At 41.4% G+C, this 23,488-nt stretch carries 18 protein-coding genes; 14 read left to right on the top strand and 4 right to left on the bottom strand.

The genetic code is table 11. The annotated features are described in order from the left end of the window. The first annotated feature begins 1 nt into the window (after position 1). The 10 genes from AC1DDK_RS19390 (at position 2) to AC1DDK_RS19345 (ending at position 12,852) form a co-directional block, all read left to right on the top strand. A complete protein-coding gene (locus AC1DDK_RS19390) occupies positions 2-1,555 on the top strand; it encodes an MATE family efflux transporter (protein WP_288883501.1) in 1,554 nt (517 codons plus the stop codon). A gap of 23 nt (positions 1,556-1,578) precedes the next feature. After that, positions 1,579-2,562: a nitroreductase family protein gene (locus AC1DDK_RS19385; protein WP_288883500.1), complete on the top strand. Its 984-nt coding sequence runs from the start codon at positions 1,579-1,581 to the stop codon at positions 2,560-2,562. Between the two features lie 4 nt (positions 2,563-2,566). Further along, positions 2,567-3,682: a polysaccharide pyruvyl transferase family protein gene (locus AC1DDK_RS19380; RefSeq protein WP_337718129.1), complete on the top strand. Its 1,116-nt coding sequence runs from the start codon at positions 2,567-2,569 to the stop codon at positions 3,680-3,682. Positions 3,683-3,692: 10 nt separating this feature from the next. Continuing rightward, positions 3,693-4,943, top strand: a complete 1,251-nt coding sequence (locus tag AC1DDK_RS19375) for an O-antigen ligase family protein (RefSeq protein ID WP_288883498.1) — start codon at positions 3,693-3,695, stop codon at positions 4,941-4,943. Positions 4,944-4,971: 28 nt separating this feature from the next. Further along, positions 4,972-6,087: a glycosyltransferase family 4 protein gene (locus AC1DDK_RS19370; protein ID WP_337718131.1), complete on the top strand. Its 1,116-nt coding sequence runs from the start codon at positions 4,972-4,974 to the stop codon at positions 6,085-6,087. Between the two features lie 2 nt (positions 6,088-6,089). After that, a complete protein-coding gene (locus AC1DDK_RS19365; protein WP_337718133.1) occupies positions 6,090-7,226 on the top strand; it encodes a polysaccharide pyruvyl transferase family protein in 1,137 nt (378 codons plus the stop codon). Between the two features lie 57 nt (positions 7,227-7,283). Then, complete coding sequence (locus tag AC1DDK_RS19360) at positions 7,284-9,266, top strand: right-handed parallel beta-helix repeat-containing protein (protein ID WP_337718134.1); 1,983 nt, start codon at positions 7,284-7,286, stop codon at positions 9,264-9,266. After that, positions 9,263-10,219 (top strand): glycosyltransferase family protein, encoded by a 957-nt coding sequence (locus tag AC1DDK_RS19355; protein ID WP_317171721.1) that lies wholly within the window; start codon positions 9,263-9,265, stop codon positions 10,217-10,219. The genes AC1DDK_RS19360 and AC1DDK_RS19355 overlap by 4 nt, the downstream gene beginning before the upstream one ends. Then, complete coding sequence (locus tag AC1DDK_RS19350) at positions 10,216-10,764, top strand: CatB-related O-acetyltransferase (RefSeq protein ID WP_172661992.1); 549 nt, start codon at positions 10,216-10,218, stop codon at positions 10,762-10,764. Before AC1DDK_RS19355 ends, AC1DDK_RS19350 begins: the two co-directional genes overlap by 4 nt. A 603-nt stretch (positions 10,765-11,367) precedes the next feature. Then, positions 11,368-12,852, top strand: a complete 1,485-nt coding sequence (locus tag AC1DDK_RS19345; RefSeq protein ID WP_337718136.1) for a Fic family protein — start codon at positions 11,368-11,370, stop codon at positions 12,850-12,852. Positions 12,853-13,104: 252 nt separating this feature from the next. Here the strand turns inward: AC1DDK_RS19345 and fcl are convergent, their stop codons facing one another. Genes fcl through gmd form a run of 3 tightly spaced genes read right to left on the bottom strand, consistent with a single transcriptional unit; the run spans position 13,105 to position 15,907 of the window. Further along, positions 13,105-14,037 (bottom strand): GDP-L-fucose synthase, encoded by a 933-nt coding sequence (fcl, locus tag AC1DDK_RS19340; RefSeq protein WP_288883489.1) that lies wholly within the window; start codon positions 14,035-14,037, stop codon positions 13,105-13,107. Then, the gene (locus AC1DDK_RS19335; protein ID WP_337718138.1) at positions 14,034-14,783 is read right to left on the bottom strand and encodes a WecB/TagA/CpsF family glycosyltransferase; all 750 of its coding nucleotides are present in this window, start codon (positions 14,781-14,783) and stop codon (positions 14,034-14,036) included. The genes fcl and AC1DDK_RS19335 overlap by 4 nt, the downstream gene beginning before the upstream one ends. An 11-nt stretch (positions 14,784-14,794) precedes the next feature. After that, complete coding sequence (gene gmd / locus AC1DDK_RS19330) at positions 14,795-15,907, bottom strand: GDP-mannose 4,6-dehydratase (RefSeq protein ID WP_172661989.1); 1,113 nt, start codon at positions 15,905-15,907, stop codon at positions 14,795-14,797. Positions 15,908-16,340: 433 nt separating this feature from the next. On the opposite strand from gmd, the gene AC1DDK_RS19325 reads away from it, so the two are divergent. Beyond that, complete coding sequence (locus AC1DDK_RS19325; RefSeq protein ID WP_172661988.1) at positions 16,341-17,762, top strand: UDP-glucose 6-dehydrogenase; 1,422 nt, start codon at positions 16,341-16,343, stop codon at positions 17,760-17,762. A 38-nt stretch (positions 17,763-17,800) separates the two neighbouring features. Continuing rightward, positions 17,801-18,742, top strand: coding sequence for a nucleotidyltransferase family protein (locus tag AC1DDK_RS19320; protein ID WP_172661987.1), 942 nt, complete (start codon positions 17,801-17,803; stop codon positions 18,740-18,742). On the opposite strand, the gene AC1DDK_RS19315 is transcribed toward AC1DDK_RS19320, so the two are convergent. Next, on the bottom strand, positions 18,739-20,247 hold the full coding sequence (locus tag AC1DDK_RS19315) for a capsule assembly Wzi family protein (protein ID WP_337718140.1): 1,509 nt from the start codon (positions 20,245-20,247) through the stop codon (positions 18,739-18,741). The genes AC1DDK_RS19320 and AC1DDK_RS19315 overlap by 4 nt on opposite strands. A 482-nt stretch (positions 20,248-20,729) precedes the next feature. On the opposite strand from AC1DDK_RS19315, the gene AC1DDK_RS19310 reads away from it, so the two are divergent. Continuing rightward, on the top strand, positions 20,730-22,121 hold the full coding sequence (locus AC1DDK_RS19310; protein ID WP_172661985.1) for an undecaprenyl-phosphate glucose phosphotransferase: 1,392 nt from the start codon (positions 20,730-20,732) through the stop codon (positions 22,119-22,121). Positions 22,122-22,140: 19 nt separating this feature from the next. Continuing rightward, positions 22,141-23,217 (top strand): mannose-1-phosphate guanylyltransferase, encoded by a 1,077-nt coding sequence (locus AC1DDK_RS19305; protein ID WP_337718142.1) that lies wholly within the window; start codon positions 22,141-22,143, stop codon positions 23,215-23,217. Positions 23,218-23,488 lie beyond the last annotated feature (271 nt).

Raw genomic sequence — 23,488 nt, 5'->3', positions numbered from 1 at the left:
TATGAAAGCCGCTAAAAAAGTTTTTTACAACACCGGTTTCCTTTACGGAAAAGTGGTGATTACCATGTTTATCGCATTGTTTTCGACCCGTTTGATATTGAAATCTCTGGGAACAGAGGACTTTGGTATCTTTAATTTGCTGGCCGGGGTTATTCTGATGCTTTCTTTTTTGAACGGCGCGATGACGGTAACTACCCAGCGCTACCTCTCGTTTTTCCTTGGAAAGGGGGAAGTAGACAAAAACAAAGAGGTATTTAAAACCAGTATCACCCTACACTTAATTATTGGATTGCTGGTTGTTGCCCTGCTGGAAATTGCCGGACTGTTTCTTTTTGATGGCGTGCTGAATATACCGGCCGCCAGGATTGAAACGGCAAAGTATGTTTTTCATTTTATGGTGGTGAGTACATTTTTTACCATAAATGCAGTGCCGTACGATGCCGCAATTAATGCAAACGAAGATCTTTTATTTGATTCGTTAAGTGGTATTCTGGAGGCGGTATTGAAACTGGGTATTGCCTATTACCTGTTGTATACACACTTTGATAAGCTGATCACCTACGGGATTCTGATTGCTGCGGTAACTATCCTGATCAGGATGATCAAGACGATCTGGTGTTCGGTAAAGTATGCAGAATGTAAGTTTAGTTTCGGCTTTTCGGCCAATTACACGCTGCTGAAGGAAATGGCCTCGTATGCAGGATGGAATTTGTTTGGGGCCTTGTGTTATGTGGCCAGCTCTCAGGGGCTGAGCATCATATTGAACAGGTTCTATGGCGCTAAGATCAATGCATCTTATGCGGTTGCCAATCAGGTTAACTCCCAAATGCAGTCCTTTTCGGTCATGATGGTAAGGGCCTTTAATCCGCAGATCGTTAAAAGTGAAGGGGGGGGCGACAGGGAAAGGATGATCAGACTGGCTACTCAATCCAGTAAGTTTTCTGTTTTCTTGCTGCTGTTCATGGTTATTCCCATGCTCATTGAAATGCCCTTTATTTTGAAGTTCTGGTTATCCAATGTACCTCAGTATACTGCTGCCTTTTGTACGATTGTACTGATGACCAGTGTCGTTAGTCAGATGTCGACTGGATTGAAAACAGCAGTTCAGGCTACTGGCAAGATTAAACTATATCAGTCCGTTGTAGGGTCCACCGTTTTACTCACTTTGCCACTTTCGTATTTTCTGCTTAGATCCGGTTATCCGGCCTACTCAGTTTTAATTGGCGGGCTGTGCCTCGAAGCGATTTCGCTGGTGATCAGGCTAAGGATTGTTCACACCTTAACGGGCTTGTCTATAAGTGCTTTTTTCAAGAATATCATTCTAAAGGTTGCGGTGATTACTGCAGTGGGAATAGGGGTGTCATTTTTACCGGGACTTTTTATGCCGGAGGGCTTTATTAGGTTGGGTGTGGTACTGGCACTGAGCTTCTGCTCTACCTCGTTATTGATATGGAATTACGGCTTTGTGCAAGCTGAACGTGATATGGTGGCCGGAATTGCAAAAGGCCTTACAAAAAAGTTATCCGGAATTCAGGTGAAATTCGCCGGAAAATAAATAAGATAATAAAATTTAATTATATGTCTTTCATAAAAAAAATCGTCCCGAAAAAAGTTAAAATCATAGCCAAGTTGTCGAAACTTTATGCTTACGATTTTAATCGATTTATTAAGAATTCGAATGTTTATCAAACCTTCGATACTGAAAACAAACTTAAAGGCAAGCTAACCATCTATTACCATGTTTTGGAGAAGGGGCTGACCATGCCCGATACCAGGCTTGGGTTTGGGGAGCCTGTTGTGCTTGAACTGATAGATATGATGAATATGTATTTGGATAAAAAATACAATTTATCTAGTCTGGAGTTCGTTCATTCCATGAATGTACTGGAAGAATATGTTGAATTCCATGACAAAAAAAGCTTTGCGTTAAAGCAGGCCATTACCGATCAGGTAGCCAAATTAAGGCTGAGAATTACCGCATACGAAACACCAAAACAATTTGAATTTGACAGAGACGTTTATTTCGCCCACAGGGAATCGTCGTTCGATAAGTTCTGCCTTTCCAGATACAGCTCCAGAAATTACAGCGATGTGCTGATTCCCGAAGAGGTGTTGATGAAGTGCGTAAGGCTGGCGCTAAAATCGCCTACCTCCTGCAACAGGCAGGTGAACAGGATTTACATGGTCAGATCTGCTGAGATGAAGCAGGAGGTGCTGAAACTGCAATATGGCAACAGGGGATTTGGGCATCTGGCTGATACCCTGTTTGTGATCACAGCTGATATTTCAGTTTTCCAGGGCCCAAATGATAGAAATGAATCTTTTGTGAATTCAGGGATGTTTGCGATGTCGCTATTGTATGCGCTGCACAGATATGACATTGGTGCCTGCCCTTTGAACTGGAGCGTGGAGGTGCACAGGGATTTGAAATTAAGACAGCTGCTGGGCATCCCGAACAATGAAAGAGTGGGTCTGGTGGTTTCCTGCGGATACCTGCCTGAGAAAATTAAAATAGCATCCTCGCCAAGGCTGGATGCAGAAGAAGTGGTTAAAATTTTATAAGGACATGAAAGACCAACAAACAAAGAATATTGGGTTAGTTACCTTCCATAATGTGTACAACTATGGAGGCGTTTTACAGGCTTATGGCTTATGCAGGGCACTGGAAACACATAATATAGAGTGTATCGATTATCAGCAGCAGGATCTTGATCTGAAATACAATCATAAACTGTACGACGGCAGAAGATCACTAAAGCAGAATGCGAAACATTTTGTAAAGCACTTTATTTTAAAAAAAGGGGTTAAAAAAGAAAATAAGATCAAAGAGTTTATTACCGAGTATATCCCCTTGAGTAAGGGTTCTTATAAGAACCTTACTGAGGTGGATGTAAACAGTAAGCAATATGATGTACTGATCAGTGGCAGCGATCAGATCTGGAACCCTCAGTTTACCGGAGGCAAGCTGGATCCTGTGTACTTGCTGGCCTTTGGAAACGACAGGGTAAAAAGATTGTCGTACGCCTCCAGTGCGGGTGCGCATAAGTTCGCCAATGGCGACAGGAAGACTTTAACTGCATCTTTAGGTGCCTATAAGAACATCTCGGTAAGGGAGCAGTTTTTAAAGGATCAGATTTCAACCTTTATGGATAAAGATGTGCAGGTGGTGGTGGATCCGACATTATTGCTGACCGGTGAGCAGTGGAGGACGATTGCCAAACCGCTGTCGCGCGAAATACCAAAGGACTATGTACTGATCTATACCTTTGACAACAATAGTGTTTGCATTAACCTGGCAAAAGACATTGCTAAAAAATTAGGCTGCAAGGTGGTGTTCATCAGCAGTAAAAAACAGAAAGCCGATCTGGTTGATGTGTGCTTAGAGGATGTCGGGCCTAATGAATTCATCTGGTTGTTTGATAATGCCAGGTTTGTGGTAACCAATTCTTTCCACGGAACTACTTTCTCCCTTATTTTCCAAAAGAACTTTTACAGCATTTATAAGAATTCTAACCCTTACAGGGTATTGAACTTATTGGAGGTACTGGGGCTGAAGGATCGGTTGATCAAAAATACGGACGATCTGGCTGATGTGACTGCGCCTATTGACTATACCATTCCATCGAAATTATTAAGTGAACGTAGGGAAGACTCAATTAAATTTTTATTTGACTCCCTGTAATAGATACTAAATGACAGTTACTGAAGAACTTTTACCCGAGCAGCAGATAGAAAGCGAAGAGCAGATAGAAAAGAAGTCGAAACTGATCTCATTCATTCTGATCTTTAATCTTTCTTACTTCTTCTTTTTCAGGCCATTAAATTTAAATGATGACCTGTTAAAGGCATTCTATTATGTGCTGTTAGCCGGGATGATCTTCTATTCGAGAAATTACATATTCGGGTCGTACAGGGACAGGTTCTCTTATGTCATAAGGACGATGTCGTTGTTTACTTTCATCTCCGTATTTTGTGCAACGCTGTTCTGGAAACAGGGTTTCCTGGATACCTTCATTTCGACCATCCCTAATTTTTCGTTCCTGTTTTACTTCTATTTAGCAAAGAGCCAACCCAAAATGAATGAGGTGGAGCGCTTTATATGGGTGTTTGTGGCCATTTACCTGGTCTGCTTTTATGTGGGGCTGGCGGTTTCCCCGTTCAGGCTGTTTAAAGGCTACGGTGAGTTGGATAAGGAGATTGATACGAGTCGCGGGATTTCGAGAATAAGGCTCACCTTGATTGGGGCAGGTCCGCTTTACCTTGCCTATTTTCTGTCCATTTCGAAAATAAAGTATGCTTTTAATAAGAAATGGGTGGTGGTATGTGTGGTATTGTTTGTGACCATTGTGCTCCACCTGGGCAGACAGGCGATTATTTTCAGCTTCATTTTAGGCTTGCTGTATTTTCTGGATAACCTGAGTTTGATGAAAAGGCTTTTGGTTGTTTTTGGCTTTGTTGCAGCCTTTTGGGTGCTTTTGATCGTGAGTCCGGTGATCTCTGCATTAATTGAAAAAAGTGAGACGGAGTATTCCGGTCAGAAGGAAGGAGATGAGAACCCGAGGGTGGGAGCTTACCGGTTTTATTTTACAGAGGTCTCTCCGAATGTGATCACCGATTTGCTTGGCAATGGCAGGTACTCGCTTGGCAAATCAAAATACGGAGATTTTATAGATAAGTATGGGCGCTCTCAGGGCTATGTGGCTGCTGATGTGGGCTACGCCTCTATATTTTTATATTTTGGTTTTGTAGGGCTGTTCCTGTTTTTCAAACTCCTGATCTCTACTTTGAGAACCCGGGTGCCGAATGAATTTGCCTACGCAAAATATTACATTTTTTTCCTGTTCCTGGGCAATATTGCAGGGAGCACATTATTAGGAACTGTCCCCGTTTTATGCGTCGCTTTATATGTGATCAATATTTCCAGAGAGCTGGTTTATAAGTAATAAGTTTTAAACAATAAAATTAACGTATATGTGTAAAGTTAAAGTTGTCCACGTTGTTCATGATTTCCTTTTTGGCGGAATTGAAGCCTTTCTCTTTTATTTAACCCAGGCGCAGGCAAAGAATCCGGAGCTTGATGTGAGTATACTTTGCTGTCAGGATAAAGATGCGGTTGCCAATAAACGGATCGTTAATACGGGAATCCCGATCTTTTATGTGAAGCTAAATCCTTTTGACTATAACATAAGGACGTATAAAAAGATCCTGAAGATCACCAATACACACGACATTGTTCACCTGCATATCTTTAAGCCGCTAATGGCTGAGGCGCTGCGCTTTTCTAAGGCGAAGATCATCTATACCAATCATAGTGCGGGAGTAGACGGCCGGCCGGATACCATTTCTTTTAAAGCGAAAACCAGATTGCTGGTGCGCTTTCTGAATTCTATTTGCGATTCGGTGACCAATAATTCACTCTACACAAAAGATTTCTGGATTAAGATGGGGGTTAAAAATCCATCTAATTCGGTGATCTATAACGGGGTTCTGTTTAAGGATAGCTGGAATGAAAAACGGGCACTGGAGGAGTTTCCATCCTTGAATGAAAAGTTCATTATAGGCACCACCTCCAGGTTTATCAGCTGGAAGCGGGTGGAGTATTTGATTGAGGCTTTTTTTGAGATGCAAAAGAATAACGATGATGTGATGTTATTGCTGGTTGGTGATGGAGAGACCAGAGAAAAGCTGACGGCTTATGTAGAAGAGTTGGGGATAACCAAAAAAGTAATATTTGCAGGATTTCAAACCAATGTGATCGATTACCAGGCGGTAATGAATTTATGTGTGTTTGCATCGAGCTCTGAACCTTTTGGTTTGGTTGCAGTTGAATGTTTGCATCTGGGCAAACCAACAATTGTATTTAAAGATGGTGGTGGCATAACAGAGATCATTGAAGGCATAGAAAAGGATTTTATTGTTGATGATATCCCGCAGCTGACCAGCTTATTGCAAGCAAAATATACGGAGTTTGCGGAAGGTGAGGTTGATGATTCGGCCCAAAAACGGATTGAATATGCGGAAAAGTTTAATGTTGTGGAGATCGAAAAGGAGTTTTATGATTTATACAAACAAACGGTAAATTTTTAGTTATGAAGAGCTTTATATATCCTTCGAGAATAAAGGATTCTAACCTGGGTGATGTTTTGATCAATGCCTTGCTGATACGCGAAATATCAAAATTCGGAAAGGTTTTTATAGATGGTAAAGTGCCCTCATTGTATGACCTGGTGACCTTAAATAATCCCTTTGCTAAAAACATCGTTATTGTTGAGGGGATTAAGGCTTTTGAGGGTAAACCGGTACTGAGGTGGCTGAATTTAGCCTCGGTTATTGGTAAGGTTGACTTCGTTTTTGACCCTCCGGGCGCCTATTTTGAAGGTAAGGATGCGGCTAAGGCAAAGTTTAAGTTTTATAAGTATTTTTTGAGAGCGGTAGTATTGAAGACCGCCAAAATAGGCGTGCTCAGGTGGGGCGTGAGTTTGGGCCCATACTCTGATGGCGGCTATGCTGATCAAAGGAAACTCTCGAACGTTTATACCGATATAGCGGTTAGGGATTCTAATAATTATGACCATTTGAAAGAGAAGGGTTTTAACAATCTTTCTTTGATTGATGACCTGGCGTTTTTATATGATATCGGTGATTTTCAAGCTGTAATTGACCGCGTTGAGCTGGATTATAAGGGCGACAATTATGTGGTGGTTTCTATAAGGGGTGATATTGAGGGTAAGGAGCTGAACAAGGCTTATTTGGATCAGATTGCAGTGAACCTGATGCGGATGTTTGCAGATACGATTGTAAAAAATGAAGAGATTGTTCTGGCCTATCAGGTGGTAGAAGACCTGGAGTCTTTACAGTACCTGAAAGACATTTTAGAACGGAACAATTACAAGTGTAAGCTGCTGGATAAGCAATTGAGCTTTGCACAGGCTATTGGCCTTTATGCGGGTGCAAGATTTCTATATACAAACCGCTTGCACGTAGCTTTATTGTCTATTTTAAACAATACGGTGCCTATTATTCTGACGGATCTGAAATTGCACCATAAGCTGGTGAATGTGTTTAAGGACCTTGATCTTGAAGCACTGTTGATTGATACCAAACCGGATACCGAGATTAAGTTTAGCATAGATGCTGAGCATTCTTATCTGGAAAAATTCAGTCATTTTAAAAAACAAAAGGCCAAGACAATTACCGATCATTTTGGCCGGCTTTTCCTGAACTAAAGCTGCGCAACAGTTTACGTTAATAGGATACATTTTGAAATATTAATTATGAAAAGTATGAGGTTATTGGTTTTTTTTCTTCTCTGTTCATTCAATATTTTCGCTCAAAATAATGATAAGATTTTTTATGTTGCTCCTGGTGGAAACGATCAGTCGGCCGGAAGCATAGATCAGCCTTTGCGCAGCTTAAATGGCGCATTGCAAAAGGCTGCCTCCGTAAAAGGTGGATCCGTTTCCATCCTGATCAGGGGTGGCACTTATTTTACGGATAAAACAATAAACATTGGCAGTAACGACAATGTGAAGCAGCTTACCATTGCCAATTATAAAGGCGAAAAGGTGCTGCTTAGCGGAGGAGTTAAAATTGATAGATCTGCTGTGAAGAAAACTGCTGCAAGCATTTATCAGATTGACCTGAAGAAAGCAGGCATCGCCGACTATGGTGAGTTGCAGCAGCATGGCCATAGAAATGCCGTTACCGCTCCGCTGGAGCTGTTTTATAAAGGTCAGGCTATGGAGCTGGCCAGGTGGCCAAACAAGGGCTTTTTGTCTATTGGAAAGGTTAGTAATCCGGGAATAAAGGATAAGCGTGTGACGGGTGCTCAGGCAGGGGCGGTGTTTGCGTACAGCGGAGACCGGCCCGCAAAATGGAAGAAATCGGACCAGGTATGGGTGAGTGGTTTTCTGGCCAATGGGTTTGCAAACGATAATGTGCCGGTTAAATCTATCGATGGAAATGAAATAACTTTAGATGCTACTACGAGTTATGGCGTAAAAAGTACGGATGAGGCATCGCCTTTCAGGAGGTTTTTCTTTTACAATATCCCGGAAGAACTGGACAGTTCAGGCGAGTATTATTTAGACAGAACAACCGGGATTCTATCTTTTTACCATTCGGGTGATCTGGCAGATGAGCTCTTTGTTTCTGTGTGCAGTACGCCTATCATTTCCTTAATCAATTCAAATAATGTAACCTTAAGCGGATTGGAAATTGGTTATGGCAGGGATATGGGTATTTATGCGCAGGGCACCAAAAACATTAACATCAAGAACTGTACGATAATGAACCTGGGTACGGTGGGTATCGGGATTGGAAAGAACACTGCTGATAAATCTTTGTATAAGAGTTATGAAGAGCTGATCTCTTTTGATAAGACCTCGGCTTTTGCCATAAAATCGTGCAAAATCTACAATACCGGAACCGGAGGTGTTTTCATGACAGGAGGTGATAGACAAAATCTATTGCCGGCAGGGAACATAATAGATAATACTGAGATTTACAATTATGCAAGAAGGAATTGGGTGAGTTCTCCGGCTATATTTTTGGGTGGGGTAGGCAATACCATAAAGAACTGCTTTATTCATGATAGCCAGGGACAGGCAATTATGTACTGGGGAAATAATCATGACATCTCGTACAATAAAATTCAAGATGTGGTGCAGGAAATAAATGACCAGGGCGCGGTGTATACGGGACGCGACCGCTCATCAACAGGGACGCGGATCCATAACAACCTTTTTGAGAATTTGGTGAGCCCCAGAGGCTATATGGTTGCCGCGGTATACATAGACGATGGAAGTGGAGGCATTAAGGTGGACAGTAATGTTTTTAAAAACTGTGGATCTGTACAGGGTAAGCAGAAGTTTGGTGCAGTTCATATAAATGGCGGCGGGGACAATACATTTGCCGACAATAACTTTGTGAACTGCGGGCTGGCGGTTTCCATGACTTCCTGGACTGATGAGAAATGGAAGGCGCTGATGGGTACAAAAGAGATGAGCAAGAAGCTGAAGAGTGATGTGAATTCAAATTCGGCACTTTTTCTAAAGCGGTATCCCTATTTAAAGAAGCTGGCTTCAAATGATTACAGGCCGGGACCAAATAAATTCAAAAATAGTTTATGTATAAATGTTGGCCGGTTTTCGTCGAATAAATCGGTATTAGACAGCAATACGATTTCCCTTGGTAAGGATCCCCGAGGGGCTGCTTTAAAAGGATTAAAACAAATTAATGTTTCGAACATCGGACTGAGAAAATAAAAATTCTTATCCGCAAAAAAAATAATCAAACCCTATCTAAAAAAATGAATATAGCTCCAATTTTATTATTTACCTATAAGCGGCTGGATACCCTGAAAACTACGGTTGAAGCGCTTGCAAAAAACGAACTCGCAGCGGATAGCGAGCTCTTTATTTTCTCTGATGCTGCCAAAGTTGAAAAGGATGAAGTGATTGTAAAGCAGGTTAGAGATTTTATAAAAACCATAACCGGATTTAAAGCGATTACAGTAGTGGAGGCAGAGAAAAACAAAGGCCTGGCGAAGTCGATCATTGACGGCGTTACTTCTGTTTTTCAGAAATTTGATACGGTTATTGTGCTGGAAGATGACCTGAGTACCACCAGTAATTTTCTTACCTTCATGAACACCTGCCTGGAGAAATACAAGTCGGATCCGGCGGCATTTTCTATTTCGGGTTATGCTTTTAACCTGGGGCAGTCTAAGGATGATCATGATGATGCTTATTTCTTAAAGCGTGGTTGGTCCTGGGGCTGGGCTACCTGGAAAGATCGCTGGTCGGATGTGGATTGGGCGGTTAAAGACTATGCGCTTTTCAAAAAGGATTCCAGAGCACAAAGAGAATTTGCTGTTGGCGGTTCGGATTTGAACAAGATGCTGGCCGAGCAAATGGAAGGTCGCCTCGATTCCTGGGCGATACGTTGGTTCTACCATCAGTTCAGGAAGGGCGGGTTGACGATTTATCCGGTTTTCTCGAAGGTATTTAACAATGGTTTTGACCAGTTCGCTACGCATACCAATGGTTCCGGCAGAAGGTATTTGCCTGCATTGGATACCGAAGAACGGATGAGCTTTTCCTTGCCGCATAAAGTTCAGGTAAATCAATTTTATCAAAATAAGTTTATCCTTAAAATGGGATTGGTATCGAGAATCATCTCGAAAATTGAAACAATTTTTCAAAGGGTGTTCAAATGAGTGTAGTAGGCTTAATAAAGGATTTGAGGGATTTGTATCTGGCCAAAATAAAATGGGCCAGGTACGATATTGCAGAGGGTTTCCATGCGGGTGTAAGGGTAAGGTTGTGGGCGAAAAATCAGATTAAGATCGGTAAGCATTTTTACATCGGGAGAGATTCGTTAATAGAGACGGATTGTGTGATTGGCGATTATGTAATCTTTGGAAACAGGGTGGGTATTGTTGGGCGGTATGACCATCATTTTCAGCAGGTAGGTACGCCGATAAGGATTGCCTCGTCTATTCGTGAAGAAAGCTACGATTGGAAGGGCAAGGGCCTGGTGACCAGGATTGGCAATGATGTTTGGGTGGGCTACGGTGCAACGATAATGCAGGGGGTGGTGATCAATGACGGAGCAATTATAGCCGCGGGATCTGTAGTGACCAAGGATGTGGAGCCGTATAGTATTTATGGCGGGAACCCGGCCAGGAAAATTAAGGACAGGTTTGACTCGGAAGAGGAATTGAGTAATCATTTGAGGGAATTGAATAGCATGATTAGCTAGAGGTTCTTTATTCGTGAAGTTCATTTCACATATTGGGCCTGTCAGTTCTAGTGGGTATTTACCCAAAAAGATGTTTGGGACCCTGTTGTAGAAAACGCGTCTCAAAGTGAATTTAAAAATTGACATTTTCCGGCAGCCGGCGCTGGATATACTTCCGGATTGATCGTATAAAAAGATTTATAGATAGTTACCGATATCACATGGGCAAGGATAAAAGCATGCATAATATTTCGTAGCTCCTCATCTCAGCGTTTTTGGATATGTGGGTAGGGTTATAGCTAACTGCCGGCGGTGTTATCCTGAGAAATTTGGGTATGTTATCGAATTGCGATTAGAAATTTAACATTTTTCTGGTTTTATGCTGAGTTAGCATTGAATTTTTGCAGGGTATCCATTTGCTTTATTCTTTAATAATGCTGACTGTAACTTTCGATCTTCTTCGAAAGTCAGTATTGAGGTACGTAAAGGGTGTCAATTAAAATTCTGATTTTGTACTTATGCTTAAAAATTTGTAATTTTAACATTATTGTAATTAAAAATTTAACAAACGCTCCCATTTAAGTCAAATTGACCTTAGATTTTTGCATCCTAAATCTTCAAACTATGGATAAGCACACTCCTTTACATTTGCAGGAAATTATATTTTCTTCAAGTAATCCTTCGATTAGCAGAAGTATTTCCTATCTGGAAAGATCAGGGCAGCTTAAGAAGATTGCTCCCAGGATTTATACGTCTAATTTAAATGAATCTCCTGAAACCATCATTCGGAGAAACCTCTTTAAAATCATTGGTCATTTGTTTCCAGGGATTATGTTGAGTCATCGTACAGCTTTGGAGTATAAACCCACAAGTACGGGTGATATGTTCTTTACTTATCCTTCACAGCGGATAGTTAAACTTCCTGGAATTACTTTAAATCTTATGAAAGGTCCGGGGACAATGGAAAGGGATACTTTAAATGAAAACTTGCGTGCATCCAGTCAGGAACGGGCATTCTTAGAGAATCTTCAGGAATCACGTAAGCCCGGCCCCAAATCTAAAACATTAACCATACCTGAATTAGAAGAACGATTGGATAATATTGCAAGGAGCCGTGGTGAACAAGGGCTTAACGAATTCCGTGATCAGGCACGTCATATCAGCGAAGAATTGGGGATGCAAAAAGAATTCGAGAAGCTTAATAAATTAGTCGGTGCTATTCTGACCACGAAACCATCCAGTATTTTAAGATCTCCTCTAGCTATTGCAAGAGCGTTTGGTCATCCTTATGATCCTGTAAGGATCGCACTGTTTGAAAAGCTTTTTGTAGAGCTGCAACAACGGGAGTTTGTTAATCTACCCGAAAGAAATACAACTCAGCTGGCCTTTCGTAATTTTGCTTTTTTTGAAGCATACTTTTCTAATTTTATAGAGGGTACTAGATTCGAAATCGAAGAAGCGAAGCAAATCATAGAAACTAGCAGGCCTCTACCCTCCAGAGACGAAGATTCACATGACATTCTGGGGACTTACCATTTGGTTAATAACACCAAAGAAATGTCAATTACTCCTGATTCTCCCGACAGACTTATGGAAATTCTCCAGTATCGGCATAAAATTTTACTTAGCGCAAGACCCTCGAAAAACCCCGGGTTATTTAAGGCCAGAAACAATCAGGCTGGCGATACATCATTTGTAGACCATGGGTTAGTAACCGGGACATTGACGCAAGCCTTTGATTTTTATAAGGGGCTGAAGAATCCTTTTGCAAAAGCAGTTTATATGATGTTTATGATTAGTGAGGTGCATCCCTTTGATGATGGAAATGGAAGGATTGCACGAGTGATGATGAATGCTGAATTGGTTTCAGCAAGACAGACTAAGATTATCATTCCGACAGTATTTCGAGAAGATTACCTTGGAGGATTACGCGGGCTTACCCGAAGACAAGAGCCAGATACCTATATCAGGATGCTGCAAAGAGCACAGCTTTTTAGTTCTGTGTTGGTTGGGGAGGATATGGCTAAAATGCAGGAGATACTGGAATATAGCAATGCATTTAAAGAGGGTGAAGATTATATTCTCCAATTTGTTGACCCAAGTGCTTAGGCCAAAGAATGGGTTTCGACCGAATAGTATGGTGGTAGACTAAAGAAATGGATTGTCGAAAATTGCTAAAACAGATTTGCCAGGAGATTTTTAAAAAATGCGCTAATCGTGTAACAACAGGAGGTTTAGGTGTATGGATGCAAAAATCACGGTGTTGACATTAGGGAAAACCATGACCAGAGGGATCAAAAAAAGAGGACGCCCGATGTGGTGCGTCCTCTCAGCTTAGGGAGGTTAGGTATTAATAGGGACTTAATTCCAATTCATTTCCTTTACTTCATTATATACTTTTTTGATTCCTTCTTCGAGGGATACTTTTGCTTTCCAGCCTTGTGCATTTAATTTGCTTACATCCATTAATTTTCTGGGTGTGCCATCTGGTTTAGAAAGGTCTTTGATGACTTCACCCTGGTAGCCCACAACTTTTACCACAAGGTCGGCTAAGTCTTTAATGGAGATGTCTTCGCCTACGCCAATGTTAACCAGGCCTGGTTCGTTGTAAGTTTCCATCAGGTGGATGCAGGCATCCGCAAGATCATCTACATATAGAAACTCTCTTTTTGGTGTTCCTGTGCCCCAGATGGTCACTGAAGGCTCTGCATTGTTTTTTGCAGCAATTACCTTTCTGATCAATGCGGGTAAAACATGTGAGTTGTTCAGGTCGTAATTGTCATTAGGGCCGTACAGATTGGTAGGCATAACAGAGATGTAATTACAGCCATATTGTGACCGGTAAGCATCACACATTTTAATGCCGGCGATCTTTGCGATGGCATACGGCTCATTGGTTTGCTCCAGCTCGCCTGTGAGCAGATATTCCTCTTTTAAGGGTTGTGGTGCCATTCTGGGGTAGATGCAGGACGAACCCAGGAACATCAGTTTGGTCACGTCATTCAGGTACGAGGCATGGATCACGTTGTTCTGGATCATTAAATTCTCGTATAGAAATTCGCCCCTGAAGACATTGTTTGCCATAATACCGCCCACTTTAGCTGCGGCCAGGAATACATATTCCGGTTTTTCGGTTGCGAAAAAGTCGTTTACTTCCTGTTGATTCCTTAAATCTAATTCTTTTGAACTGCGTGTGATAATTTGGGTATAGCCTTGTTGCTGCAATTTTCTTGCTATTGCAGATCCGACCATACCGTTGTGACCGGCTATATAGATTTTTGAAGTATGTTTCATGACTTGGTTTTCAGTTTTTCTTTGGCAAGCAAGTATAAAAACTTACTGTTTGTTGTTAAATACCTCTTAAATAGTCTTTTTGGTTCCTGTATTAAGCGATAAACCCATTCCAGACTATTGTCCTGCATCCATTTTGGTGCCCGCTTTTGTGCGCCTGTGAATACAGGTAGTGCACCTCCGATACCAATCATTAATGCAGGGACTTTGCCTTTCATTTCGGCCATCCACATTTCTTGTTTAGGGCAGCCCAGGGCAACAAAGATCAGGTGAGCGCCGGAATCTTTAATCCGTTGCTCATCCTCCAGCTTTTCTGCGTCAGTAAGCTTGCGAAAGGGTGGGGAATACAGGCCTGCTACCCTTAAAGTTGGATAAGCCTCGCGGATATACGTTTCTGCGGTGTTCAGTGTTTTCTGATCGCCACCGTAGAAATAAACAGACAGGTCGCTTTTCTCGCACTCGGCAAGGAGTGCAGGCAGCAGACTCATTCCGTCTACGCGGTCCTGTTTCAGGTTGTATTCATATTTGAAGCCTTGCGCCAAAGGCATACCATCTGGAGTTACGATATCGGCCTGATTTACCACATCTGCATATTTAGGGGTGTTGTGTGCCTCAATGAGCATATGCACATTGGCAACACAAACGTAAGATGAAACCCTTTCTATGGCGTATTTAAGAATAGCGCCTATAAATTCGTTGTACGATCCACTTGATACATCAATGGAAAGAAGTCGTTTTTTTACTAACATAATGATGCATTTTATTCAAATTGATTTTTAACTGCATATCCTGATTCTTTTAGCATTCTTTCCTTTTGGAAGTGCTGTAAATCTGAGTTCATCATATCGTTGACCAATCCTGCCAGGTCATATTTTGGCTCCCATTTTAATTTTTCTTTACATTTTGAAGGGTCACCGATCAATAGGTCCACTTCTGTAGGGCGGAAGTAACGCTTGTCTACTGCTACAACTTCTTTCCCGATTTCGACCAGGTAGTCCGGATTGCTGCAGGAAACAACTGTTCCTACTTCGTCTACACCTTCGCCGGTAAACTCAAGGGTGATGCCTACTTCATCAAAGGCCATTTTGATAAAATCACGTACGGTAGTGGTAATTCCTGTTGCGATCACGAAATCCTCAGGGGTGTCATGCTGCAGGATCAGCCACATGGCTTCAACATAATCTTTGGCATGTCCCCAGTCTCTTCGTGCATCGAGATTTCCCAGGTATAATTTATCCTGCAATCCCAGTGCGATTTTAGCCGTTCCGCGAGTGATTTTTCTGGTTACAAATGTTTCTCCGCGTAATGGACTTTCATGGTTGAAAAGTATGCCGTTGCAGGCAAACATACCGTAAGCTTCGCGATAGTTGACCGTGATCCAGTAAGCGTACATTTTTGCAACCGCATAAGGTGAGCGCGGATAGAAAGGAGTAGTTTCTGACTGTGGCACTGCCTGTACCAGACCATATAGTTCAGAGGTTGAGGCCTGGTATACTTTTGTTTTCTTTACCAGCCCCAGAATTCTGATGGCTTCCAGGATTCTGAGTGTTCCTATGCCATCGGCGTTGGCGGTGTATTCAGGAGTTTCGAAACTTACCTGAACATGGCTCATTGCACCTAAATTATAAATCTCATCAGGCTGTACTTGCTGAATGATCCTTATTAAGTTAGTTGAGTCGCTTAAATCTCCGTAATGTAATACGAAGCGGATGTCGCTTTCGTGTGGATCCTGATAGAGGTGATCAATACGGTCGGTGTTGAATAGCGAGCTGCGACGTTTAACGCCATGCACTTCGTAACCTTTTTTTAACAGCAAATCTGCCAGATATGCTCCGTCTTGTCCTGTAATACCTGTGATAAGTGCTTTCTTCATAAATAGGGATGATTTAATTGGGAATGATTTACTTGTTTTTTAAAATTTGAGGCAAAAACAACAATTTGGTGGTGTTGTTTGTGTATGCTTGCCTTATTTGTTTGTAAAAATAAGGTTATATGATGAGAATTGGTAATTATTTATGATAAAATAGTAAATTTTTTTATCTTTTTTAGTTTATATGTGCTTAAAGCTTGAGTTTTTGCCTTCTATTATTACTATAATGATATATTATTATGAATAATTGGTTATTTTAATATTATTTTTTTGTTAAAAATGGGAAGTCTTGTTCTTTTTGTAGCTTAAATTATATATTTGTAAGGCATTTGGTTGTTTTATGCAAAAAAAATGACGATCAATGTTATCTTTTTGTTAAGTTTTATTAAAAATCATCTGAATCCTTATTGTTTTACTTAAATAATGTTAACTTATCATGCAAATTACAAACATATGTTGTATCGGAGCCGGTTATGTAGGTGGCCCTACAATGGCGATTATTGCTAAGCAGTGTCCTGAAATAAAAGTAACCGTGGTGGACCTGAATGAGGCCCGGATAGCTGCCTGGAACGACCAGGATATGGACAATATGCCGGTGTATGAGCCGGGGCTTAGCGATGTGGTTGCTCAAGCCAGGGGTAGGAATCTCTTTTTCTCTACTGATGTGGATAAAGCCATAGACGAAGCGCAAATGATTTTCATTTCTGTGAATACGCCAACCAAAACTTATGGTTCGGGCAAGGGGATGGGCGCGGATTTGAAATGGATTGAATTGTGTGCAAGGCAGATTGCAAGAGTTTCGAAGTCAAATAAAATTATTGTGGAGAAATCGACCCTGCCTGTAAGGACCGCAGAGGCGATAAAGGATATTTTGCAATATGCAGGCAATGATATCGAATTCCAGGTATTGTCTAATCCTGAGTTTCTTGCTGAAGGTACTGCGGTGGAAGATCTGCTGAATCCTGATCGGGTGCTGATTGGTGGGGATTCTTCGCCGGAAGGCAAGCGTGCTATTGAGTCGCTGGTTGAAATTTATAACAACTGGATTCCCAGAGAGCGTATTTTAACAACTAATGTATGGTCATCTGAGCTTTCTAAATTGGTTGCGAATGCATTTTTGGCGCAGCGGATCTCTTCGATCAATGCGATATCTGAGTTGTGCGAGAAAACTGAAGCGGATGTAAATGAAGTTGCCAGAGCGATAGGGATGGATAGTCGTATCGGTCCTAAGTTCCTGAAAGCGTCTGTAGGTTTTGGTGGTTCGTGTTTTCAAAAAGACATTTTAAACCTGGTATACATATCGAGGTCATTCGGGCTGACGGAGGTAGCTGATTACTGGGAGCAGGTGATCATTATGAACGATCATCAGAAAAAAAGATTTGCGTTAAATATTGTTCGTAAACTTTACAATACGGTATCGGGTAAAAAGATTGCGTTTTTGGGCTGGGCTTTTAAAAAGGATACCAATGATACCCGTGAATCTGCAGCGATCTATGTGGCAGATTATTTGTTGAATGAGCAGGCTGAACTCCGGGTGTATGATCCGAAGGTGGTTGAAAGGCAGGTTTATGCGGATCTGGATTATTTGGGTTCCAGAACTGCTGAGCAGAACAGGGCGAGTATAGGTGTTGGGGCTGATCCTTATGAGGTGTGTAAAGGTGCGCATGCAATAGCTGTGCTTACGGAGTGGGACGAGTTTAAGGATTACGATTGGGAAAGGATTTATGACGGCATGTTGAAGCCGGCAAAAATTTTTGACGGACGAAATTTGCTGGATGCAGACAAATTAAGGTCGATTGGCTTTATTGTTCAGTCTATAGGAACCAAGTCTTTAAAGAAGCAGCTGGTTGCTGTTTAAAATCTATATATTCGTTAATTAACATCCCTAAGTTTATTATGTTTAAGTCGAAACCTTCTTTGGTAATTCTGGCTGCCGGTATGGCGAGCCGTTATGGTGGTAACAAGCAAATCGAATCATTTGGCCCTTCGGGCGAAACAATTATGGAGTATTCCATATACGATGCCATTAAGGCGGGGTATGGAAAGGTAATTTTTATTATCCGGGAAGAGTTTTCGGATTCCTTTAAGGCGGCAATTGAGCCCAAGTTAAAAGGTAAAATTGAGCTTGAATATGTTTATCAGAGTTTAGATAAATATAGTGGTGGGCGCGCAATTCCCCAGGCGCGTGTGAAGCCTTTTGGTACGCAGCATGCCTTGTTGTGCTGTAAGGATGTTTTGGATGCTCCTTTCTCGGTCATCAATGCAGATGACTTTTACGGGTTTGATGCCTTTAAGCAATCGTTCGATTTTTTGAGTAATGGTATTGAGGATGGCAAGTATGCTTGTGTTGGATATGAGTTGAAAAATACGTTAAGTGATAACGGATCGGTTACCAGGGGAGAGATCAATGTGAATGCCGATGGTAATATTATTGGCATTACAGAACGGAAAGAAATCTACAAAAAAGACGGAAAAGCATTTACTAAAATTGCAGGGGCTGATCTTGAGCTTGCTTTAGATACCAAGGTTAGCATGAATTTCTTCTGTTTTACGCCGGCCTTTGTGAATTGGAGTGAACTGGAGTATTATAAATTCCTGGATGCGAATCTGGATGACCTGAAAGCAGAATTCCTGATTCCTGAGGTAACCGATACGCTGATTAACTCGGGGAAAGGTGCGGTGAAAGTGATTCCTACCGAGGCCAGGTGGTTTGGTGTTACGTTCAAAGAAGATGCGCCCATTGTGAAGGCGCAACTTCAAAAACTTAGTGATCAGGGGGTTTACCCTGCAAATTTATGGGAGCGGGAAGTGCTCTCGGTAGTTGACCAGGGGGCTTAAAAGCCTTTGATCAACCGAAGCGACGCTCCGAAGGAATTATTTAAAAGCTTGCCCTGGTCCAGCGCTGTAGCAAAACCAATCCTGTAATTATTTTTCAACGCCTTTAGTCCTTCAAGGTAGACTGAAAATTGCTGAACCGGGATGAATATGTTGTTGGACCTGGGGCTGCTGTTGTTTCCTGTTGTATTTCCGTAAATACTTGTTCCGAAGGTTCCGTAGTTCCAGGAATGAGTGATTTTAGTTGCAAACGTCCAGGTATCAATTTCACCTTCAAAACCCAGGTGTACTGCTACAACCCTGTTGTTGATAAAATAGTCTGCCTTTTTTGATGCCTGACCTTCTCTTGCGTCGCTTGCGGGCGTGATCAGGGGATTTCCGATCCCTGGTCCAAAGTAAGACCAGCCATTTCGGTAAAAGGCATTGTTGTAGTAGTCTTCGTCGCCGGACTTGGTTTTTTTAGACCATGGATAGCCTGCCTGATCTTTGGAGTAAAAGAATTCAAATAGCGCTTTTTTCCATTTGAATCCGCTGATTTTGGTGTTTTTGTCGTTGTTTTCGATGCTGACCCCATTTAGACCATCGGCAATGTTGGCGAGCTTTGCCAATGCCCCAACATCATAGAAGTTCTGGCGGTAGATCATGATCTTGAATTTCTCGAAGTTGTATTCGGCACCCAGGTCCAGTGATCCGATCTGGTTGCCGATCTTGGAGCGCCCAACGCCTTTGCCTTTATATGTTTTTCCCAGGAAGACATAATAAAGTGTTTCGAATTTGGATAGGTCGAAGTCCGCGCCGTAAAGATCTTTTTCGTTGCCCCAGAAAGTCTGGTGGTTGAAGCCTCCGTAGAGTTTTAGTTTCCAGTCGGGCTTGCCGATCCGCATGTAAAGGGACTTTTGATGTAAATAGCTGCTTTCTGTGGAGCCTTTTATTTTTCCGAGCAAGCCATGTGCGAAATTTCCCTTTATGGAAAAAAGGCCCTGGAATACCGGGATCGTATAGTAGTTCGGGATGGAGATCTCTAATTTAGGGATGCCCAGTGCGTTCCCTGACATGGTGAAGTTACCTGAGCTTAATGAGGTGTCGCCGTTTAGTCCCATTACATCCTTGCTTCTGCCGGCTTTTAGCTGGAATACGCCAACTCTTAATTTTGCGTAGGCTTCAATTAGGGTGAGGTTGGATTTATTGCCTGCATTTCCTCTTCCTTCGAAACCCATGCCCCAGTCGACTAGTTTTTTTCTGTTGCTATTGCTGTCGGTTTGCAGGTACTGGCTGTAAGGTTTATATGCTCGGAGGATAAGACTGCCGGATACGCCCTCGAGCGGTACGGATCCATATTGATTTGAGCGCATCCAGAAAGGTACTACATCTCCGGTGGTTCCCGTGGCTTGCAGTTCGGCTTCTGTCTGGATTTTATCGAAAATTTGGGCGTTTGTTTTGACGACAACCGTAAAGGTTATAAATAGAAAAAGTACTAAAGATCTGATAATAGGGTAGATAAAATTCATAGGGTTGATGTGATTTGTGTTCGATGTACAGGATAAAACGAATTATTTTTTGATTTTCTTACATTTTTGATGTTATTTTTTGGTTAAATATTGCTTTTAACAATTTATTTACATTTAGTTGTTGATTATTTAATGTTAAAAGTATAGTTTTAGTATTTTTTGGTTTGAATTTTGTTGATTTATTGATGTAAAATTACTTTTTTGCTGAAAATTATATCAAATATATTCTTTTTTCTGCTTAAAAATTTTAAATTTGTGTATGTTTTACACTAAGTCCTCTCCGTAATATGAATTAAACGACGAAATACCAGAAAATACCATTAATAACAGACATATAAATAAAAATCACTCCCTATGATAATAAAAAAAGTCTTAACAACAGGAGGTGTCCGAGTCATCGGTACCTGTATAGTGCTTGGGTTTGCATCAAATCGAATGTACTATGAAATTATAATTGCGGATAATACTAATCCTGAATTCCTATGTTAACACGTTACATCTACCTCCTCAGATATGTTTTGCTAATTACTGATGTAATTATGCTAAACATCGTCTATTTTAGCGCATATTACCTCTCTCTTAGTTTTGGAAAGTCAATTCCAGATGAACTTCACCAGCATTATCTTGTGGTTTGCAATTTAATCTGGCTATTTAATACCGCCGTATTTGGTTTGTATACACTGTATGGTGCCAGAAAACTCACCAGGATCTATCGAGGAACCTGGAGAAGTGTAGCTTTGCACATTGTCCTGTTTACCGGATACCTGATGTTGTCGAAGGATCATGACTTTTCGAAAACCTTCCTGCTGACCTTTTATGTCCTGCTTTGCTTTTCTTTCTTATTGAACCGTTTCTTGGGTACTGCGATACAGTACTATTTCTTAACCCGGTTTAACGGTGCGAAAAAAGTTGCCGTAATGGGCTCAAACCGAACTGCTGTCCGGATTTCGAATTATTTCCAAAAACAAAGGAACATACAGTTTTGTGGCATTGTTGGTGGTGATGAGCACATGTTTTCGGTGAGTGGGAATGAACTTTCTGAAGCGACCTGTACCAAGCTTGCAGAGGCTGCGGGTAATGGTGTGGTGGATCTTTACGTTGCCGTGGCGCCGGAAAGAATGACCGATGTGAAGCCACTTATGCTGGAAGCCGAAAAGCATTGTATCCGGCTTAAATTTATTCCTGATTTCGGAGGGTCTTTAGGGACTCCTTACACCGTAAGTTATCTGGGGGGTGAGTTTCCCATCATAACGCTCCGTAAAGAGCCACTTGAAGAAATGAGCAGCAGATTCAAAAAACGTTTGTTTGATGTGGTATTCAGCTCTTTGGTGATCATTTTTATTTTGAGCTGGCTTTATCCTTTAATCGCTATACTGATAAAGATGCAAAGCAAAGGACCTGTTTTGTTTAAACAGCTGAGAAGCGGCAGGAATGATGAGCCTTTCTGGTGCTATAAGTTCAGGAGCATGAAGGTGAATGATGCCAGTGATAAGAAGCAGGCCACTAAGGATGATGACCGAATTACGCCTATAGGTAAATTTCTGAGAAGATCCAGCTTAGATGAAATGCCCCAGTTCTTTAATGTATTTATGGGTAGCATGAGCGTAGTTGGTCCAAGGCCTCACATGCTGAAACATACCGAAGAATATAAAGCCATAATCAACCAGTATATGGTGAGACAGTTTTTGAAGCCCGGAATAACCGGCTGGGCGCAGGTTAACGGATTTAGGGGAGAGACAAAAGCGACCGAGGATATGGAGAACCGTGTGAAATGCGATATCCACTACCTGGAAAACTGGGATTCTATGTTCGATGTGAAAATTATTTTTATGACCGTATTAAATGTGATGCACGGTGAGGATAATGCTTTCTAATTTTTAACCTATAAAATTAATGAAAAACACCTACGTTTTAATTTTGGCAGGAGGCATCGGAAGCCGTTTCTGGCCAAAAAGCAGGAATAACTTTCCTAAGCAGTTTATTGATATTTTAGGTACTGGAAAATCATTGTTGCAGCTCACTTTTGAGCGATTTTCTGAGCTTTGTCCGCCCGAGAATATATATATCTTAAGTAATGATCAGTATGCGGGTTTGATTGCTCAGCAATTACCGGAGCTGCCGGTATCAAATATTATTGCGGAACCTACCAGAAACAATACCGCACCCTGCATCGCCTATGCGTCCTTTAAAATCGCAGACCTGAATCCGGAAGCAAATATTATCGTTGCCCCTTCAGATCAGCTGATATTGAAGGAAGATATTTTCCTGGAGAAGATCCGGATAGCGCTTGATGGGGCAGATAAAGATGACAGGTTGTTTACGTTAGGCATTTCGCCAAGCAGACCGGATACAGGTTATGGATATATAAAATATAACCCGACCACCTCAGGTGAGATACATCAGGTGATTCAGTTTCTGGAAAAACCAAACCTGGAAAAGGCTAAAGAATTTGTGGCCAGTGGTGATTACCTGTGGAATGCCGGCATTTTTGTATGGAATGTAAAATCGATATTGAAAGCTTTGGAAATACATGCACCCGAGATCTATGATCTTTTTAATAAAGGAAAGGTTTTTTACAATACCGAAGGCGAGAAAGATTTTATAAAGGAATATTACCCATTGTCGCCTAATATTTCCATTGATTATGCCATCATGGAAAAAGCCGACAATGTTTATACTGTGCCGGGTGATTTTGGCTGGTCGGACCTTGGGACCTGGGCCTCCCTTTATGAGGTGCTTGACAAAGACCAGTACAATAATGTTTTTTCCGGTCACCGGGTAAATCTGGCCGAGACAGAGAATTGTATGGTTCAGATTCCGAAGGATAAAGTAGCGGTGATTAAAGGACTGAATGATTATATTGTAGTTGACGATGGCAAAATTTTGCTGATTTATCCAAAAGCCCTTGAGCAAGAGATAAAGGCGGTATCCAATAATGTAATTGAAGTTTGTGGAAATGATTTTTCTTAAGGATTTCTAATAAGGTCAAATAAAGTATGTTTTAAGAACCGGCTATCCCAGCCGGTTTTTTTGTTTTTCTCTGGATATTTTCGTCGCAGCTATCTGGTTTGGTCAGGAGATCTCTCCTTCGCTCGAGATGATTGTTATGACTCATGCAAGTATTTTTTAATATAATTTATGCCGCAATTAATTGATTACTGACATAAGGTTTCTGATGACTTACCACTGCAACCACTCTTAGGGCAATCTTATTTCTTATTGCATTTAAGATGCTCATGGG

The organism is Pedobacter sp. 05T44 (assembly GCF_056395985.1).
This window is presented reverse-complemented; position numbering and strand designations above follow the sequence as displayed.